Annotated in this window: 1 protein-coding gene; it reads right to left on the bottom strand. The window is 76.9% G+C overall.

The genetic code is table 11. The features are described from left to right. Positions 1 to 73: 73 nt before the first annotated feature. On the bottom strand, positions 74 to 20,050 hold the full coding sequence (locus ACWCV9_RS35140; protein ID WP_450792757.1) for a non-ribosomal peptide synthase/polyketide synthase: 19,977 nt from the start codon (positions 20,048 to 20,050) through the stop codon (positions 74 to 76). Positions 20,051 to 20,054 lie beyond the last annotated feature (4 nt).

Below are 20,054 nucleotides of genomic sequence, written 5' to 3'. Positions count from 1 at the left end.
GGAGGGGCGCGGGAGGGGCGCGGGCCGTGCCGGGCGGTGGCCCGGCACGGTGCTCCGCATCCCGGCAGGGCCGTCACCGGCCTCCCCGGGCGTGCCGGGCGTGCCGGGCGAGCTGCCGCAGGGCCTCGGCGAACTCCTCGGCCACCCGGCGCACGGTCGCCGTGTCGTGGACGCCGGGGCGGTGGTGCCAGGTGAAGGCGAGCCGGCCGTGCTGGACCGCGCCCACCACCTCCACCGGGTGCGAGCCGGAGTCCCGCGGGTCGTGGTCCTGTCCGAAGGAGCCGTGCTCGGCGCGGACCAGCCCGCCGGACGCGGTCTCCGGACGGGCGTCCCACTGGCCGAGGTAGTTGAACACCACCTGGCTGTGCGCGCTGCCGCCGAGGCGCTCGCGGACCTCGGGCGGGCCGAAGGTGCGCAGGGCGCCGAAGCCGATGCCGTTGCCGGGCACCGCGCGCAGCTGGCGGCGCACGGACTTCACCAGGGCCCGCCAGTCGCGGTCGGGGCCCAGGTCGCCGGGGTCGGGGACCTGGACGGCGACCGGGTAGACGGTGGTGAACCAGCCGACCGTGCGGGACAGGTCCACCCCGTCGAGCAGGTCCTCACGGCCGTGGCCCTCCAGGTCCAGGCGGACCCGGTCGTGGCCGGTCCATCGGGCCAGGGCCAGGGTGAGGGCGGCGAGCAGGACGTCGTCGACGCGGGTGCGGTAGGCGGTGGGCGCGGCCCGCAGCAGGGCGGCGGTGTCGTCCTCGGCCAGTTCCACGCCGACCACGGCGGCCGGGCCCGTCCCGGCCTGCGGTGCCGGGGCGGCCGGGGCCGGCTCGGCGCGCACCGCCTCCTCCCAGTACGGCAGTTCGTGGTCGAGGCCGCCCTCGGCGACGTGCGCGGCCAGCCGTCGCGACCAGGTGCGGAAGCTGGTGCTGCGCTCGCCCAGGCCGACCGTGCCGCCCTCGAGCGCCTGCCGGTACGCGGTCTCCAGGTCGTCGCGCAGGATGCGCCAGGAGACCGCGTCCACGACGAGGTGGTGGGCGACGAGCAGCAGGAACGCCGGCCGGTCCGGGCCGCCGGTGAACAGCGCCGCCCGCAACTGGGGACCGCGGGCCAGGTCGAACCCGGCGTGCAGTTCGTCCGCGGTCTTCTCCATGGCCGTGTCGGCCTCCTCGGCGGACAGGCCGGTGAGGTCGTGGCAGACCAGGACGTCGTGGGCGGCGGGCGGCGGGTTGAACTGGCGCCAGCCGGTGCCGTGGCCGTCCGGCCCGGCGGACCGGGTGAACTGCATGCGCAGGGCGTCGTGGTGCTCCAGCAGCGCGTCGAGCGCGGCTCGCAGCGCCTGCTGGTCGGGCGTGCCGTCGAGTTCCAGCAGCGCCGACTGGTTGAAGTGGTGGTGGGCGGCGCGCGGGCTGGTGAGGAACCACTCCTGGATCGGGGTGAGCGGCACCTCGCCGGTCACCGGGCCCTCCCCCCTCCGCTCGGGCGCGCTGCGCACGACGGTGGCGAGTTCGGCGACGGTCTGGTGCGTGAACAGGTCCCGGGTGGCCACGTGCAGGCCGTCGCGGCGCAGCCGGGAGACGACCTGCATGGTCAGGATGGAGTCACCGCCCAGCGCGAAGAAGTTGTCGTCGGCGCCGACCTCCTCGATGCCCAGCACGTCGGCCCAGATGCGGGCGATGCGGCGCTCGGTGTCGGTGCGCGGCGTGGTGCGGGGCCTGTCCCCGGCCTGGGCCGGCCCGGGTGCGGGCAGCGCCCGCCGGTCCAGCTTGCCGTTCGGGGTGAGCGGCAGCCGGTCGAGCGGCACGAAGACGGACGGCACCATGTGCGGCGGCAGCAGCCCGGCCAGATGCAGCCGCAGGTCGTCGACGGGCAGCGCTCCCCCGGCCGGGTTGGTGGGCACGACGTAGGCGACGAGCCGGGCCGGGGCGCCCTCGCCCGCGCCCTCGCGGACGGCGACGACCGCGTCCCGCACCAGGGGGCTGCGCCGCAGCGCGCCCTCGATCTCCCCCGGTTCGATGCGGAAGCCGCGCAGCTTGACCTGGTCGTCGGCGCGTCCGGCGAACCGGAGCCGGCCGTCGGCGGTCCAGCGGACCAGGTCGCCGGTGCGGTACATCCGCTCCCCCGGCGCGCCGAACGGGTCGGCGACGAACCGCTGGGCGGTCAGTCCGGGCCGGCCGAGGTAGCCGCGGGCCAGTCCGGGGCCGGCGACGTACAGCTCGCCGGTGACGCCGGGCGGGACGGGGCGCAGGGCGGTGTCCAGGACGAGGACGCGGGTGTGGCCGGCGGGGCGGCCGATGGGAGGCGCCCCTGTGCCGGGGGTGAGCGAGCCGGTCCAGGTGGCGACCACGGTGGCCTCGGTGGGCCCGTAGGAGTTGATCATCCGGCGGCCGGGTGCCCAGGTGTCCACCAGGTCGGCCGGGCAGGCCTCCGCGCCGACGATGAGCGTGCGCAGCGCGGGCAGGGCGGCGGCCGTCTCCGGCGGGACGGTGGCCAGCGCGGCCGGCGGGATCAGCGTGTGGCTGATCCGCCGCCCGGCGAGCACCTCCGCAAGGCGTTCCCCGACCAGCGGCCCCTCCTCGCCGGTCACGAGCGTGGCGCCGCTCAGCAGGGAGATGCACAGTTCCAGCACGGAGGCGTCGAAGCTGGGCGAGGCGAACTGCAGGACCCGGTCGCCGGGACCGGCCGCGTACCGGTCGGCGGCGGCCGCGGCGAACGAGGCGAGGCCCCGGTGGGTGACGGTGACGCCCTTGGGGGTGCCGGTGGATCCCGAGGTGTAGATGACGTAGGCGGGGTGGTCGGGGGTGAGCGGGGCAGTGCGGTCGGCGTCGGTCGGTGCGGTCTCGGGACCGTCGGCCGCCCACACCTCGGCCGGGTCGCCGACGACCAGCCGGGCGCCGGCGTCGCGGAGCATGAACTCCCGGCGCTGCGGCGGGTAGTCGGGGTCGACCGGCAGGAAGGCGCCGCCGGTCTTGGCGACGGCGAGCTGGGCCACCACGGTCGCCGCCGAGCGGGGCAGGGCGAGGGCCACCACCTGCTCCGGCCCGGCGCCGTCCCGGATCAGCCGGTGGGCGAGCCGGTTGGCCGCCCGGTCGACCTCGGCGTACGTGAGCTCCCGGTCGCCGTCGGCGAGGGCCACCGCGTCCGGGGTGCGGGCCGCCTGCCGTTCGAACAGGGCGGGCAGGGTCTCCTCCGGTACCGGGCGGAAGGTTCCCCGGCCCTGGTCGAGCAGGCTCTTCAGCTCGGTGTCGGTGGTCAGCGGCAGCGCGCCGAGCGGGCGGTCGGGGTCCTCGGCGACCGCGCCCAGCAGGGTGGCGAGCTGGCCGGCCATGCGTTCGGCCGTGGCCGCGTCGAACAGGTCGGTGTTGTAGGTGAGCAGGCCGTGCAGGGCCCCCGAGCCGGCCTCGGCGAACTCGAAGGTGAGGTCGAACGCGGCCTGTTCCGACTCCGGCGGCACGTCGGTGACGTCGAGGCCGGGCAGGTCGAGACCGCTCGCCGGGGTGTTCTGCAGGACGACCATGACCTGGAAGAGCGGGCTGCGGCTGGTGTCGCGGACGGGCTGCACCTCGTCGACGACGCGCTCGAACGGCACGTCCTGGTGGGCGAAGGCGTCGAGGACCGTGCGGCGGACCGTGGTGAGGAAGTCGCTGAAGGACTGTCCGGTCCGCGCCGTCGAGCGCAGCACCAGGGTGTTGACGAAGAACCCGATGAGGGCCTGCGTCTCGGCCCGGTCGCGGCCGGAGGTGACGGTGCCGACGGCGATGTCCTCGGCGCCGGACAGGCGGGCCAGGTAGGCCTGGGCGGCGGCGACGAGGGTGGTGAACAGGGTGGTGCCCCGGTCCCGGGCCAGCCGGGTCAGCCGCCGGGCGGTCCGGGCGGGCACCACCACGCGGGTGGTCGCGCCGGCGCTGGTGCGCACCGGCGGCCGGGGCCGGTCGGTGGGCAGGTCCAGCGGTGCGGTGCCGGCCAGGTGCTCCTTCCAGTAGGCGAGGTGCTCGTCGTCGCCGGCGTCGGCCGCGGCGCGCTGCCAGTGCGCGTAGTCGGCGTACTGGACCGGCAGCGGTGGCAGGTCCTCCTGTACGACGCCGTGTTCGGCCCGGTAGAAGTGGGCGAGGTCGCCGAGCAGGACCGAGGTGGACCAGCCGTCGGTGACGATGTGGTGCAGGGTGAGGCCGAGCACGTGGTCGTCGTCGGCCAGCCGGACCAGCAGGGTGCGCAGCAGCGGTCCGCGGCGCAGGTCGAAGGGGCGGGTGCGTTCCTCGGCGAGGACCCGGCGCAGGGCCCGCTGCTGTTCCTCCCCGGCCTCCCCCGTCAGGTCCCGGACGTCCAGCGGCACGTCGTCCTGCGGCGGGTGGACGCGCTGCACGCCGTGCCCGTCGACGCTGTCGAAGGTGGTGCGCAGCGACTCGTGCCGGGCCACGACGGCGGCCAGGGCCGCGCGCAGGGCCCGCAGGTCGAGCGTGCCGCGCAGGCGCAGGGCGAGTGCGGTGACGTACTCGGCGCCGCCCGGCGCGAACTCCTCCAGGAACCACAGGCGTTGCTGGGCGTACGACATCGGGGCGAGCCCGTCGCGGCGGACCGGGACGATCTCCGGCCGGCCGGAGCCCTGGCGCGCGCCGAGCAGCGCGGCCAGCCCGGCCGGGGTCGGGTGGGTGAACACCGCGCGCGGGGTGACGTCGGTGTCGAAGGCCGCGGCGAGGCGGGCGGCGAGCCGGATGCTGAGGATCGAGTCGCCGCCGAGCTGGAAGAAGTCGTCCTGCACACCGGGCGGTTCGGTGCCGAGCACCTCGCCGAAGACCTCCGCCGTGCGGCGCTCCGCCTCGGTGCGCGGTGCCACCCGCGCGGCCGGTTCGGGCGTCCGGGGGGCGGGCAGGGCGGCCCGGTCGACCTTGCCGTTGCCGCTGAGCGGGAGGGCTGCGAGCGGGACGAAGGCGGTGGGCACCAGGTACTCGGGCAGGCTGCGGGCGGCGTGGGCCCGCAGTTCCTCCTCGTCCTCGCCGGCCGGGCCGACGACGTAGGCCACGAGCCGTTTGGCGCCCGGCCGGTCCTCACGGGCCAGCACGGCCACGTCGAGGACGCCCGGGTGGGCGGCGAGGACGGCCTCGACCTCGCCGGGCTCCACCCGGAAGCCGCGGATCTTCACCTGGTCGTCGGCGCGGCCGAGGAACTCCACGGCGCCGTCCGGCCGCCGCCGCGCGAGGTCGCCGGTGCGGTACATACGGGCTCCGGGCGGGCCGGCGGGGTCGGCGAGGAACCGCGCGGCGGTGCCGCCCGGCCGGCCCAGGTAGCCGCGGGCCACGCCCTCCCCGGACAGGTACAGCTCGCCCGCGCAGCCGGGCGGCACGGGCCGCAGCCGGGCGTCGAGGACCTGGACCCGCATGTCGTCCAGGGGGTGGCCGACGGGGATCGTGTCCGGTACGGCCGCCGGGTCCGTCAGGGCGTAGGAGGTGGCGAAGGTGGTGGTCTCGGTGGGTCCGTAGCCGTCCACGACGGTCAGGCCGGGGCAGGCGGCCAGGACCCGGCGCACGGCCTGGGCGGGGACGACGTCACCGCCGGTCCACACCTGGCCGAGACCGCGGAAGCAATCGGGGGCGTCCTGCGCGAGCAGCCGGAACAGCCCCGCGGTCAGCCACAGCGCGGTCAGTCCGCCGTCGGCGGCGAGCCGGCGCAGCAGGGCCGCGTCCACCCCGCCGGCGGGGGCGACGACGACGCAACCGCCGCTGAGGAGGGGCGCCCACACCTCGAAGGTGGCCGCGTCGAAGGCGACCGGCGAGTGCAGCAGCACCCGTGCGCACGCCCCGCCGGTGAACCGGCCGTCGGTGGCCAGGGCGGCCACGTCGCGGTGGCGGACGACGACCGCCTTGGGCCGCCCGGTGGAGCCGGAGGTGAACATCACGTACGCCGCCCGGTCGGGGTCGGCGGCCGGCAGCGGCCCGTCCGCACCGGCGGTCCACGCGGCGGCCACGTCGGCGGCGGTGAGCCGGACCGCGGCGCCGGCCTGGTCCAGCAGGAGGCGGCGGCGTTGCGCGGGGGCCCGGGTGTCCACGGGCAGGTAGGCGCCGCCCGCCATGAGCACCGCCAACTGGGCGACGACGAGTTCGGCCGAGCGGTCCATCAGCAGCGCCACCCGGTCCTCGGCGGCGAGGCCGTCCGCCACCAGCCGCGCCGCGAGCCGCCCCGCCCAGTCGGCCAGGTCCCGGTAGGTCAGGTCACGGTCGCCGTCACGCACGGCGGTCGCGTCCGGGGTGCGGCGCACCTGCGCGGCGAACAGGGCGACGGGGCTGTGCGGCCGGGCCGGGCGCGCGGTGGTGTTCCAGGCCGCCAGCAAGTCGCGGTCGGCGGGGGTGAGCAGGTCCAGCTCGTCCAGGCCGCTGTGGAACCCGTCGGCGAGGGCGGTGAGCAGGGCGGTCAGGCGGTCCGCGGCGCGCTCGACGGTGGCCGGGTCGAACAGGGCCGGGTCGTAGGCCAGGTCGAAGGCGAGCCGGTCGGCGAGGTGGGCGCGCAGGCACCAGGGGAAGGTGGTCGCGTCGTCGGCGCGGACCTCCTCGACGCGGACGCCGGTACGGGCGGTGGCGGCCTCGTCCACGGGGTAGTTCTCGAAGACCACCATGCTGTCGAACAGCGGCTCGCCGGCCGGGACGCCGGTGACCGCCTGGATGCGCGGCAGCGCGAGGTGGTCGAACCGGCGGGCCTCGCTCTGCCGTTCCTGGAGGCCGCGCAGCCAGGGCAGCACGGGCCCGGACGGGATGCGCACCCGGGTGGGGACGGTGTTGATGAACATGCCGATCATGCCCTCGACGCCGGGCAGTTCGGCCGGGCGGCCGGAGACGGTGGTGCCGAACACCACCTCGTCCCGGCCGCTGGTGCGGGCCAGCAGCAGCGCCCAGGCGCCCTCCACCACGGTGTTGACGGTGAGCCCGGCGCGGGCGGCGGTCTCCCGCAGCCGCTGCGAGGTGCGGGCGTCCAGCTCCTGGTGGACGGCCGCGGCGGACCGGGTGCGGTGCGCCTCCGCGGGGGTGCGGTCGTAGGGCAGGGGGGTGCGGGCGGTGAACCCGTCCAGGGCCTCGGCCCAGTGCCGTTCGGCCGCCGTCTCGTCCTGCGCGGCCAGCCAGTGCAGGAAGTCGGCGAAGGGCCGCCGTACCGGGGGCGGGGTGTGCGGGCCGCCGGTGAGCTCGGCGTAGCGTGCGCAGACCTCGGTGAGGAGCTGCCCGGTGCTCCAGCCGTCGAGCGCGATGTGGTGGGTGGACCACAGCATCAGCACCTCGTCCCCCGGCAGGGCGGCCAGGGTGAGGCGGGTCAGCGGCGCGGTGGTGAGGTCCATGCCCGCCGCGCGGTCCTCGGCGAGCAGCCGCTCGGTGGCCGCGGCCCGCTCGGCCGGGGCGAGGGTGCGCCAGTCGAGGTGGGTGACGGGCAGTTCGGCGCGGTGGTGGACGACCTGGACGGGGTGGGGCAGGTTCTGCCAGTGGACGCTGGTGCGCAGCGCCGGGGTGCGGTCGGCGACCTGCTGCCAGGCGGCGGCGAAGGCGCGCGGGTCGGCCACCCCGGACAGCCGGACGGCCGTGCGGTCGAAGTAGGCGTGCTCGGTGTCGACCAGGCCGTGGAAGAGCATGCCGGACTGGAGCGGGGTGAGCGGCAGTACGTCGGCGACGTGCCGGCCGTCGCCGACGAGCCGGTCCAGCTGGTCCTGGCCGAGGCCGGCCAGCGGGAAGTCGGACGGGGTGCGGCCGCCGGCGGCGGGCGTCGCGCAGTGCCGCACGATGTCGCGCAGGGCGGCGATCGTGTCGTCCGCGAGCCGCCGGACGGTGTCCTCGTCGTAGACGCCCGGCGGGTAGGTCCAGCCCAGTTCCAGCCGTCCCTGCTGGACCACGCCGGTGACGTCCAGGAGGTAGGGGCGGGGTGCGTCGGGGTCGGTGTCCCGGCCGGCCGGGGGCAGCGGGCCGCGGACCGGGCCGTCGCCGTCGGCGGCGCCCGCGTCCCACTGCCCGTGGTAGTTGAAGCCGATCTGCGGGGCCGGGGCGCCGGCGAGCGGGCTGCCGGGCCGCAGGTGGCGCAGGGCGCCGTGGCTGAGACCGTGCAGCGGCACGGCGCGCAGCTGTTCCTTCACCGCGCGGAGGGTGTCGTGCCAGCCGGCGTCCGGGGCGACGCGCAGGGCGAGCGGGAACTCGGCGGTGAACCAGCCCACGGTCCGCGACAGGTCCATGTCCTCGAAGAGGTCCTCGCGGCCGTGGCCCTCCACCCCGAGCAGGACGGTGTCGCGGCCGCACCAGCGGGCCAAGGTGCGGCCGAGCGCGCTGAGCAGGACGTCGTTGACCTGGGTCCGGTAGACCTCCGGGACCTGCCGCAGCAGGGCGTCGGTGGTCGCGGCGTCCAGCGTGACGGTGACCGTGGCGGCGGTGCCGTGGGTGTTCGGGCCGGGCCGGCCCGCGGGCAGCGCGGCCGGGGCGGCGGCGGTGCGCGTCCAGTACGGCAGGTCCGCGTCCAGGGCGCCGGAGCGGGTGTGCCGCTCCAGCCGGTCCGCCCAGTGGCCGTACGGCGTGCTCGCGGCCGGCGGTTCGGCCGGGCGGCCGGCGGCGGCAGCCCGGTAGGCGCTCTCCAGGTCCGCCAGGACGATGCGCCAGGACACGCCGTCGATCACCAGGTGGTGCGCGGTGACGACGAGCTGGCCGGGCAGCTGCGGGCCGCGGTCGAAGAGCAGGACGCGCACCACCCGGCCCGCGGTGGGGTCGAGGCCGGCCTGCGCCTGCTCGGTGCACCGCTGGACCGCCGCCTCCGCCGCCGGGCCGTCGGCGCCGGTCAGGTCGTGGCGGGTGAAGACGGCGTCCGGCGCCTCGGGCAGCACCTGCTGGCGCCAGGTCTCGCCGGTGCGGTGGAAGCGGGTGCGCAGGGCCGGGTGCCGGCGCACGAGGGCGTCGGCGGCCTGCCGCCAGGCGGAGGCGTCGGTGCCGGGGGCGAGTTCGAGGCGCTGGGTCATGGTGAACCGCAGCCGCTCGCCGGGTTCGCGGCCGTCCAGGTACCAGTGCTGGATCGGGGTGAGGGGTGCCTCGGCCGGCCCGGTGGCGTCGCCGGCCGCCGGGCGCGGCGCCGACTCGGTGACGTGCAGGGCGAGTTCGGCGACGGTCTGGTGCCGGAAGACGTCCTTGGTGGTGAGTGCGAGGCCGCACTGCCGGGCGCGGGAGACGATCTGGATGCTCAGGATCGAGTCGCCGCCGAGCGCGAAGAAGTTGTCCCGGGCGCCGACCCGTTCGACGCCGAGGACGTCGGCCCAGATGGCGGCGAGGCGTTCCTCGGTGCCGCTGCGCGGGGCGACGTACGGAGTGCCGCTGTCGGGCTGCTCGGGCGGGGCGGGCAGGGCCCGCCGGTCGGTCTTGCCGCTGGTGGTGCGCGGGATGCGGGCCAGCGGCACGAACGCGGCGGGCACCATGTGGTCGGGCAGGGTGCGGCGCAGCGCGACGCGCAGTTCGTCGGCGCCGGGGCTGCGGCCCGGGGCGGGCACGACGTAGCCGACGAGCAGGAGGCGGCCGGCGTGTTCGCGTGCGGTCACCGCCGCGTCGGCGACGTCGGGGTGGGCGAGCAGGGCGGCCTCGACCTCGCCGGGTTCGATGCGGAACCCGCGTATCTTGACCTGCTCGTCCACCCGGCCGAGGAACTCCAGCAGCCCGCCGCGGTCCCAGCGGGCCCGGTCCCCGGTGCGGTACATGCGCTCGCCCGGCGCGCCGAACGGGTCGGCCGGGAAGCGGGCGGCGGTCAGGCCGGGCCGGCCGAGGTAGCCGCGGGCCACCTGCGCTCCGGCGAGGTACAGCTCGCCGGGCACGCCGGGCGGGACCGGGCGCAGGGCGCCGTCGAGCACGTAGGCCCGCAGGTTGCCGCCGGGACTGCCGATGACCGGGCGGTCGGGGCGGTCCGTGGTGCGGGCGTAGACCGCGTCGACGGTGCACTCGGTGGGCCCGTACATGTTGTACACGGCGATGCCCAGGTCCCGTTCCACCGCGGCGAGTTCGCGCCAGGTGGCGGTGGGCACCGCCTCGCCGCCGACGAGCAGCAGGCGCGGGTGGTGGCGGCCGGGGGCGAGCAGGCCGGCGGCGGTGAGCTCGCGCAGGAACGACGGGGTGACGTTGACCAGGTCGAGCCGGTGCTCGGCGACCTGGGCGCAGAACGCCTCGGGGTCGAGCCGCACGTCCTCGTCGACGAGGTGGACCTCGTGGCCGAGGGCAAGGAGCAGGGCGCCCTCCCAGGAGGTGTCGAAGGAGAACGAGGCGCTGAGCGCGGCCCGCAGCCGGCGTCCGCCCGCGGTGTGCGGGGCGAGCAGGTTGTCGCGGTGGTCGTGGCAGAGGTTGACCAGGTGCCGGTGCTCGACGGCGACGCCCTTGGGGCGGCCGGTGGAGCCGGAGGTGTAGACGATGTAGGCGGTGTGTCCGGGCAGCAGCGGCCGGACGCGGTCCGCGTCCGACGGGTCGTGGTCGGGCAGCCGGTCCCAGGGCACGTCGTCGAGGCCGGTCAGCACGGTGTGCGGCCGGGCGTCGTCGAGGAGGTACCGCACGCGGTCCTCGGGGAGCCCGGGGTCGAGGCAGAGCAGGGTGGCGCCCGCCTTGAGGACCGCGAGCAGCGCCACCGGCAGCCCGGAGGTGCGGGGCAACTGTACGGCGACCACGTCCTCGGGGCCGGCGCCCCGGGCGATCAGGTGGTGGGCGAGCCGGTTGGCCCGCCGGTTCAGGGCGGCGAAGTCGAGGGTGGTGTCCCGGGCGACCAGCGCGGTCGCGTGCGGGGTGCGCGCGGCCTGGGCCTCGAACAGGGCGCAGAACGTGGTGTCCGGCCCGGGCAGCGCGGCGCCCCGGCCCTGGGCGAGCACCTGCCGGCGTTCGCCGTCGGTCATCAGCGGCAGGGCGTCCACGGCCTGCCGCGGGTCGGCGGCGGCGGCCTCCAGCAGGATGCGGAGCCGCTCGGCCAGCCATGCGGCGGTGCCGGCGTCGAAGAGCCCGGTGTTGTACTCCAGGTGGCCGGTGAGGCCGCCGTCCGTCTCGACGAAGTCGAAGGCGAGGTCGAAGGTGGCGTTGCGGACCGGCGGGGTGACCGGCTCGGCCGTGAGCCCGGGCAGCCGGGGTGCCCGGGCGCCGAGGTTGTGCAGGGCCACCATGACCTGGAACAGCGGGGTGCGGCTGGTGTCCCGCTCGGGCTGGAGGGCGTCCACCACGCGTTCGAAGGGCACGTCCTGGTGGGCGAAGGCGTCCAGGACGGTGCCCCGCACCTCGGTGAGCAGGTCGTGGAAGGACAGCTCGGGGCGGACGCGGGTGCGCAGCACCAGGGTGTTGACGAACATGCCGACCACGTCGTGCAGTTCGGGCCGGTCGCGGCCGGCGGTGACGGTGCCGACGGTGAGGTCCTGCTGTCCGGCCCAGCGGGCGAGCAGCACCTGGCAGGCCGTCACCAGGGTCATGTACAAGGTGGCGTCGGCCTCCCGGCCGCGCTCGCGCAGCCGCCCGGTCAGCGCGGCGGGCAGGGTGAAGGTGACCAGGGCGCCGTCGCGGGTGCGCACGGCCGGGCGTGGCCGGTCGGTGGGCAGTTCCAGCGCGGGTACGCCGTCCAGGGTGCGGCGCCAGTACGCGAGGCCGGCCTCGACGCGGTCGGCGCGGCCGCGCTGCCAGGCGGCGTGGTCGGCGTAGCGGACGGGCAGGGCGGGCAGGTCGGGGCGGCGGCCGTCGAGGGCCGCCGCGTACAGCTCGCCGAGGTCCCGGCCGAGCACGCCGACGGACCAGCCGTCGGTGACGATGTGGTGCACGGCCAGGACGAGGACGTGCTCGTCGGCGGCCTGCCGGGCGAGGCGGGCGCGCAGCAGCGGCCCGGTGGCCAGGTCGAAGGGGGTGCCGGCCTCCCGCTCCAGCAGGGCGTCCAGCGCGGCCCGGTCGTGGAGGTCCTCCACCGGCAGGTCGACGGGCCGCGGCGGGTGCACGACCTGCCGGGCCTCGCCGCCGTCCTCGGTGAACGTGGTGCGCAGGGCCTCGTGCCGGGCGACCAGGCCGTCCAGGGCGGTGCGCAGGGCGGCGAGGTCGAGCCGTCCGCGCAGCCGCAGCACGGACAGGGTGGTGTACTCGGTGCTGCCCGGTTCGAACCGGTCGAGGAACCACAGCCGCTGCTGGGCGTACGACAGCGGTGCGGGCGTGTCCGGGTCGGTCGCCGGGATGGCGTCGGCGGCCCCGCCGCGGCCGGCGCCGGTTCCCTCCCGCGGCTCGCCGAGCGCGGCCGCGAGCGCGGAGAGCGTGCTGTGCGTGAACAGCAGCCGGGGCGAGACGTCGGTGCCGAAGGCGGCGCGCAGCCGGGAGGTGACCCGGACGGCGAGGATGGAGTCGCCGCCGAGCGCGAAGAAGTCGTCGTCGGCGCCGATCTCGTCGGTGTCCAGCACGTCCGTCCAGGCGGCGGCGACGAGCCGTTCGGCGTCGGTGCGCAGGGGGGTGCGCGGTCCGTCGGCCGCGAAGCCGCCGGGTCCTGGCGCGGGCAGGGCGCGCCGGTCCAGCTTGCCGTTGACGGTCAGCGGCAGGGCGGCCATCGGGACGTAGGCCGCGGGCACCATGTGCGCGGGCAGCAGTCCTTCGAGGTGGGCACGGAGGGCGGCGGCGGGGGGCGGGGGCGTGGCGCGGTCCCCGGTGCCGGTGCCGACGACGTGGGCCACCAGCCTGCGGGTGCCGGCGGAGTCCTCGTACACGCCGACGGCGGCCGCGCCCACGCCCGGGTGGGTGTGCAGCGCGGCCTCGATCTCGCCGGGCTCGATGCGGTAGCCGCGGATCTTGACCTGCTGGTCGGCGCGGCCCAGGTACTCCAGGGTGCCGTCGGCCCGCCGGCGGGCCCGGTCGCCCGTGCGGTACATGCGGGTGCCGGGGCGTCCGAACGGGTCGGCGAGGAAGCGGGTCGCGGTGAGGCCGGGCCGGTTCAGGTAGCCGCGGGCCAAGCCCTCGCCGGCGACGAACAACTCCCCCACCGCGCCCGGCGGTACGGGGTTCAGGGCGTCATCGAGGACGTGGACGCGCAGGTCGGGGATGCCGGTGCCGATGGGGCTCGAGGTGCCGCCGCGCGTGCCGCGGTCCAGCGGGGCGTAGGTGACGTGCACGGTGGTCTCGGTGATGCCGTACATGTTGACCAGGCGCGGCGCGTCGTCCGGGTGGCGGGCGTACCAGTCGGCGAGCCGGGTGACGTCCAGTGCCTCGCCGCCGAAGACGATCGTGCGCAGGGCCAGCCGTGCGCCGATGTCGGGGTGTTCGGCGTCCGCGCGGATGAGCGGGTAGAACGCGGACGGCGTCTGGTTGAGGACGGTGACCCGTTCGTCGGCGAGCAGGCGCAGGAAGTCCTCCGGGGAGCGTGCGGTGTCCTCGGGCACGATCACCAGCCGGCCGCCGTGCAGCAGCGGGCCCCACAGCTCCCACACCGAGAAGTCGAAGGCGTAGGAGTGGAACAGCGTCCACACGTCGTCGGGGCCGAAGCCGAACCACTGCCGGGTGCGGGTGAACAGCCGGACGACACTTGCGTGCGGGACGACGACGCCCTTGGGCCGGCCGGTGGAGCCGGAGGTGTAGATGGCGTAGGCGGGGCTCTCCGGCAGCGGGCGCAGGGCGGGGTCGGCGGGGCCGGTGGCCGGGCGCCGGGCAAGGTCGGCGCGTACGTCCGGGTCGTCCAGCAGCAGGGCGGGCACGGCGGTGCCGGCCTCGGTGCCCGCGGTGGTGCCTGCGGTGGTCACGAGCGCCACCGGCCGGGCGTCGTCGAGCAGGTGCCGGACGCGTTCGGCGGGCAGCGCGGGGTCGACGGGCAGGTAGGCCGCGCCGGTCTTCAGGACGGCGAGGACGGCCACGACGAGGTCGGTGGAGCGGGGCAGGGCGAGCGCCACGAACGTCTCGGGGCGGGCGCCGAGTTCGGCGAGGCGGTGGGCTAGCCGGCCGGCCCGGGCGTCCAGGGTGGCGTAGTCGAGGCGGTCGTCGCCGCAGGTGACGGCCTCGGCGTGCGGGGTGCGGGCGGCCTGCGCGGCGAACAGGCCGGTCAGGGTGTCGGCGGGCCGGCCCTCGGCGGTGCCGTTCCACTCGGTCAGCATCCGGTGCCGTTCGGCGGCGGTGGTCCAGGCCAGGGCGCGCACCGGGCGGTCGGGGTCGTCGGCGAGCCCGGTCAGCAGCAGGCACAGCCGGCCGGCGAGGTCCGCGGCGGTGGCGGCGTCGAACAGGCCGGGGTCGTAGGCCAGATCGAAGCCGACGTGCGCGCCCTGGTACGCCCGCAGCACCAGCGGGTAGTTGGTGGCGTCCCGGGAGGAGACGTCGGCGAGGCGGATGCCGGTGGCGGCCGAACGGGCCTCGTCGAAGGGGTAGTTCTCGAAGGCGACGATGCTGTCGAACAGGGGGCTGCCCGCGGGCACGTCGCTGAGCCCGGTCAGCTCGGCCAGGGACACCGCGGCGAACCGCCGTGCCTCGGCCTGCGCCTCCTGTAGGTCGCGCAGCCAGTCGGCGGCCCTGCGCCCGCCGTCCACCCGGATGCGGGTGGGCAGGGTGTTGATGAACAGGCCCACCATGGACTCGGCGCCGGGCAGGTCGTCGGGGCGGCCGGAGACGGTGGTGCCGAACAGCACCTCCCGTTCGCCGCTGTAGCGGGCCAGCAGCAGCGCCCAGGCGCCCTGCACCACGGTGCCCAGGGTGAGTCCGGCCGACCGTGCGGTCGCGGCCAGCCGGGCGGAGACCTCCTCGGACAGGGCGGCCGTGTGCACCGCCGCGGAGCGGGTCTCGTGCCCGGGGCGCCGGACGCGGTCGGCGGGCAGCGGGGTGGGGGCGGCCCATCCGTCGAGGACGGCCCGCCAGTGGGCGCGGGCCGCCTCACCGTCCTGGCCGGCCAGCCAGCGCACGTAGTCGCCGAACGGCCGCCGCGCCGGGGGCCGGTACTCGGTGCCGGCGGTGAGCGCCCGGTACTCCTCGAACACCTCGGTGAGGACCTGGGCCAGGCTCCAGCCGTCCAGGATCAGGTGGTGGGAGGTCCACAGCAGGTGCAGCCGGGCGTCCGGGAGCCGGACGAACGTGAGCCGCATCAGGGGCGCCGCGGTGAGGTCGAGGCCGCGCGCGAGGTCGTCGGCGCGCAGCCGGTCCCAGCGCTCGGCCCGCTCCCCGGCGTCCAGGTCGCGCCAGTCGAGCTGTTCGACGGGGACGGTGACGCGGTGGTGGACGACCTGGAGCGGGACCGGGACGCCCTCCCACACGACGGAGGTGCGCAGGGCCGGGGTGCGGTCGGCGACCCGCTGCCAGGCCACGGCGAGCGCGGCGGGGTCGTTCACGCCCTCCAGCAGCAGGGCGGCCTGGTCGACGTACACGTCGTCGCTGCCGCCGACCAGCCGGTGGAAGAGCATGCCCTCCTGGAGCGGGGTGAGCGGCAGCAGGTCCGCCACGTCCCGGCCGTCGCCGGCGAGCCGGTCCACACCGGCCTGGTCCAGCCGGGCGAGCGGGAAGTCGGAGGGGGTGCGGCCGCCCGCGCCGGGCCGGGCGCAGTGGTCGGCGACGGCGCCGAGCGCCTCCACCATCGCGTCGGCCAGCCGCCGCACGGTGGACGGCCGGTGCACCTGCTCGCTGTAGTGCCAGGTGATCTCCAGCTCGCCGTCGGACACCACGGCGGAGACGTCGAGCAGGTGGTCCAGGGGCTGAGCGGGGTCGGTGTCGCGGCCGGGCACGTCGGCGGCGGGTGCGAAGTCCCCGCCTGCGGCGGCCTCCCACTGGCCGTGGTAGGTGAAGCAGACCTCGGGCAGCGGCAGTCCGGCGAGCGCGGCCGCCTGCGGGCTGGGCGAGCCGAGGTGGCCCAGGGCCTGGTAGCTCAGGCCGCGGCGGGGCACCGCCCGCAGCCCCTCCTTGACGGCCTTCAGGGTCGCGCCCCAGTCGGCTCCGTCCGCTCCGTCCGCTCCGTCCGCGACGGGGAGGGTGACCGGGTACTGGGTGGTGAACCAGCCGACGGTGCGGGACAGGTCGGCGCCCTCCGCGAGGTCCTCCTCGCGCCCGTGGCCCTCCAGGGCGACGGTGACCCGGTCGGTGCCCGCCCAGTCGGCGAGCACCCGGCCCAAGGCGCTCAGCAGCACGTCGTTGACCTGGGTGCGGTACACGCCCGGCACCCGCCGCAGCAGCGCCTCGGTGGTCGCCCGGTCCACGCGGGTGCGCACGGTGCGCACGGAGCCGGCGAGCGGGGTGCCGGGCAGGTCGACGGGGAGCGGGGTGCGCGGCTGCGCGGTCTCCTCGAGCCAGTACGGCAGGTCGTCGTCCAGGTCGCCGGCCCGCACCCGTTCGGCGAGCCGGCGCGCCCAGTCGGCGAACGGGGTGTGCTCGGGCTCCAGCCGGGGCTCCTCGCCGGCCGCGGCCTGCCGGTAGGCCAGCTCCAGGTCGGCGAGCAGGACCCGCCAGGAGACGCTGTCGACGGCCAGGTGGTGCACGGCGAGGAACAGCCGGGGCCGTGCGCCGCCGGTCAGCAGGGCCGCCCGCAGCAGCGCGCCGGTGGCCGGGTCCAGGGCCGCACGGGCGGCGTCGGCGGCCTCGGCGGGCGGGGTGTCCGGGGCGTGGCGGGTCAGCGGTGCGCCGGCCGGGCCCGTGCCGGGCTCCTGCCGCCAGGTCCCGTCGTCCGTGCGGGTGAAGCGGGCGCGCAGCGCCGGGTGGTGGCCGGTCAGGGCCGCCAGCGCCCGTTCCAGGGCCGCCTCGTCGAGGTCGTGCGGCAGGTCGAGCAGCATCGACATGCTGAAGTGCCGCAGCGGCCCGTGGGTGGCGAAGAACCACTCCTGGACCGGGGTGAGCGGTGCGGGGCCGTCCTCGTGCGCGCGTCGGGGCGCGGGCACGGCGGCGGTGCGGCGCGCGGCGGCGGCCAGGTCGGCGACCGTCTGGTGCCGGAAGACGTCCTGGGAGCCGATCCGCAGGCCCGCCGCGCGGGCCCGGGAGACGGCCTGGATGCTCAGGATCGAGTCGCCGCCCAGTTCGAAGAAGTTGTCCGTGACGCCGACCCGGGGCACGCCGAGCACCTCGGCCCAGATGGCGGCGAGCGTCTCCTCGTCCGGGGTGCGCGGGGCGGTGAACTCGCGGTCGCCCTCGGCCGTGTCGGGCGCGGGCAGGGCGCGGCGGTCCAGTTTGCCGCTGGTGGTCAGCGGCAGGGCGTCCAGGGCGGTGAAGGAGGACGGCACCAGGGCGTCGGGCAGGGTGCGGCGCAGGGCCGCGCGCAGGTCGGCGGGGGCCGGCCGGGCCGCGTCGGGCGCGGGCACGACGTAGGCGGCCAGGCGGGTGTGGCCGTGCGCGTCGGGGACGGCGACGACCGCGGCGGCGGCGATCGCGGGCAGGTCCAGCAGGGCCGCCTCGATCTCCCCGGGTTCGATGCGGTGGCCGCGCACCTTGATCTGGTCGTCGGCCCGCCCGAGGTAGTCCAGCCGGCCGTCGGCCGTCCAGCGGGCCAGGTCGCCCGTGCGGTACATCCGGGTGCCGGGCGGCCCGTACGGGTCGGGCAGGAAGCGGGCCGCGGCCAGCCCCGGGCGGCCGGTGTAGCCGCGGGCCAGCTGGGGGCCGGCGAGGTAGAGCTCGCCGCCGACGCCGGGCGGCACGGGCTGGAGCCGGCCGTCCAGCACGTAGGCGCGGACCCCGGGCAGCGGGCGGCCCACCAGCGGGCGGTCGCCGCCGTCGATGCGGCAGGACAGCGCGTCGACCGTGCACTCGGTGGGGCCGTAGAAGTTGTGCGCGGTCACGTCCGGGTGGGCGGCCAGCTCGCGCCACAGGGCGGGGCCGACCGCCTCGCCGCCGAGCATCAGGACCCGGGGGCGGTGCCCGGGGCCGGTGAGCAGTCCGGCGGGCAGCAGCTGCCGCAGGTAGGAGGGGGTGACGTCGAGGAAGTCGATGCGGTGTTCGGCGATGTGGGCGACCAGCGCGGCCGGGTCCATCCGGGTCACCTCGTCGACCAGGTGCAGCGGGTGGCCGTCGGCCATCAGCAGCACGCCTTCGAGGGAGGTGTCGAAGGAGAACGACGCGGTGAGGGCCACCCGCAGCGGGCCGCCGCCGGCCTCGGCGACGAAGCCCGCCCGGTGCGCGGCCAGCAGGTGCACCGCGGAGCGGTGGGCGACGGCGACGCCCTTGGGGCGGCCGGTGGACCCGGAGGTGTAGATGACGTAGGCGGTGTGCAGCGGGTGCAGCGGGGCGTGCCGGTCGGCGTCGGTGGGGTCGGTGTCCGGTGCGGTGGCGGGTACGGCGCGCAGGGCGGCCTCGTCCAGGACGAGCGCGGGGCGGGCGTCGTCCAGCAGGTAGCGGACGCGTTCCTCGGGCAGGGCCGGGTCCAGCGGGAGGTAGCCCGCACCGGACTTCCAGGTGGCGAGGATCGCCGTGATCATGTCGGCGGTGCGCGGCAGACGCAGGGCGACCAGCCGTTCGGGGCCGGCCCCCAGGGAGATGAGGTGGTGCGCGAGGCGGTTGGCGCGGGCGTTGAGGGTCGCGTAGTCGAGCCGTTCACCGCCGGCGACGAGGGCGAGTGCGTCGGGGGTGCGGGCGGCGCGGGCCTCGAACAGGGCGGGGTAGGTGGTGTCGGGGACCGGGAGCGGGGCGGGGTTCCAGTCGTGCAGGATCTGCCGTGCCTCCTCGGCGGACAGCAGGGGTGCGCTGCCCAGGGGCCGGTCGGGCGTGTCGGCGGCGGCCCGCAGCAGGCGCAGCAGCTGGTCGGCGAGGCGGGCGGCCGTGGCCGCCTCGAACAGGTCGGTGCGGTACTCCAGCAGACCGGTCAGGCCCGCGCCGTCGGGCACGAACTCCACGCTCAGGTCGAAGGTGGCCGCCTGCCGGGGCACGGTGACCGGCTCGGTGCCCAGGCCGTGCGGGGCGCGCGCGGCGGGCGGCTCGGGGTGCAGCAGGACCATGACGTCGAACAGCGGGTTGCGGCCCGCCTCGCGGGCGGCGCCGGCCGCCTCGACGACCCGCTCGAACGGGGTGTCGCCGTGCGCGAAGGCGTCGTTGACCGTGTCGGCGGTCCCGCCGAGCAGGTCCCGGAAGGAGGCGGAGGTGTCCACCGTGGTGCGCAGCGCGACCGTGTTCACGAAGAACCCGACGGCGCGCTCCAGGTCGGTGCGGGAGCGGCCGGGCGTCAGGGAACCGACGGTGACGTCGTCCTGGCCGGACCAGCGGGCCAGCAGGGCCTGCGTGGCGGCGACCAGGGCGGTGTACAGGGTGGTGTGCTGCTCCCTGGCGAGGTCGCGCAGCCGGTCCGTGACGGCGGCGGGCACGGTGAAGGTGTGCACGGCGCCCGCGCCGGACTCCTCGCCGCTGCGCGGCCGGTCCAGCGGCAGCGCGGGGGCCACCGCCCCGGACAGCCGGTCCTTCCAGTGGGCCAGCTGGCGTTCGAGGCGGGGGCCGGAGAGCTGTTCGCGCTGCCACACCGCGAAGTCCGGGTACTGGGCCGCCACCGCGGGCAGATCCGGGGCAGCGCCCCGGGCCAGCGCGTCGTAGGCGGTGCACAGTTCGTCCAGGACCACGCCCATGGACCAGCCGTCGGTGACGATGTGATGGGCGGTGAGCAGCAGCACGTGCGCGGTGCCGGACTCTCTCAGCAGCACGGCGCGCAGCAGCGGCCCCCGGCGCAGGTCGAACGGGCGGGCGTACTCCGCGCGCAGGGCCGCGTCGAGGTCCTGCACGTCGCGCACCGGCAGCGGCACCGGCCCGGCCGGGTGGACCTGCTGCACCGGGCGGCCGTCGTGCTCGGCGAACGTGGTGCGCAGGGCCTCGTGCCGGGCGACGACGGCGGTCAGCGCCTGCGCCAGCACCTGCCGGTCCAGTGCGCCGGTGAAGCGGACGGCGACCGCGCTGTTGTAGCGGGGGTCGCCCGGCCGCAGCCGGTCCAGGAACCACAGGCGCTGCTGGGCGAACGACAGCGGCAGCGGGCGGTCCCGGTCGGCGCGCGGGATACCGGTGCGGGCCCCGGGGGCGGCCGCGGGACCGGCGCGTCCGGCCAGCCGCCGGCGCAGCTCCTCGCGCAGGTCGGCGGGCAGGGCCTGGGCGCGGTCGCGCGGGGTGGGAGCGCCGGTGGCGGGGCGGTCGTCGGAGTGCGACGGGGTCGAAGACGTCATGGTC

The organism is Streptomyces sp. NPDC001606 (assembly GCF_053596835.1).
Note: the sequence above shows the minus strand (reverse complement) of the source record. Positions and strands in the feature narration are given on the sequence as shown.

What these genes read in the sequence shown, in the direction of transcription:
- ACWCV9_RS35140 (WP_450792757.1), bottom strand. Translation starts at nt 20,050, where the DNA reads ATGACGTCTTCGACCCCGTCGCACTCCGACGACCGCCCCGCCACCGGC.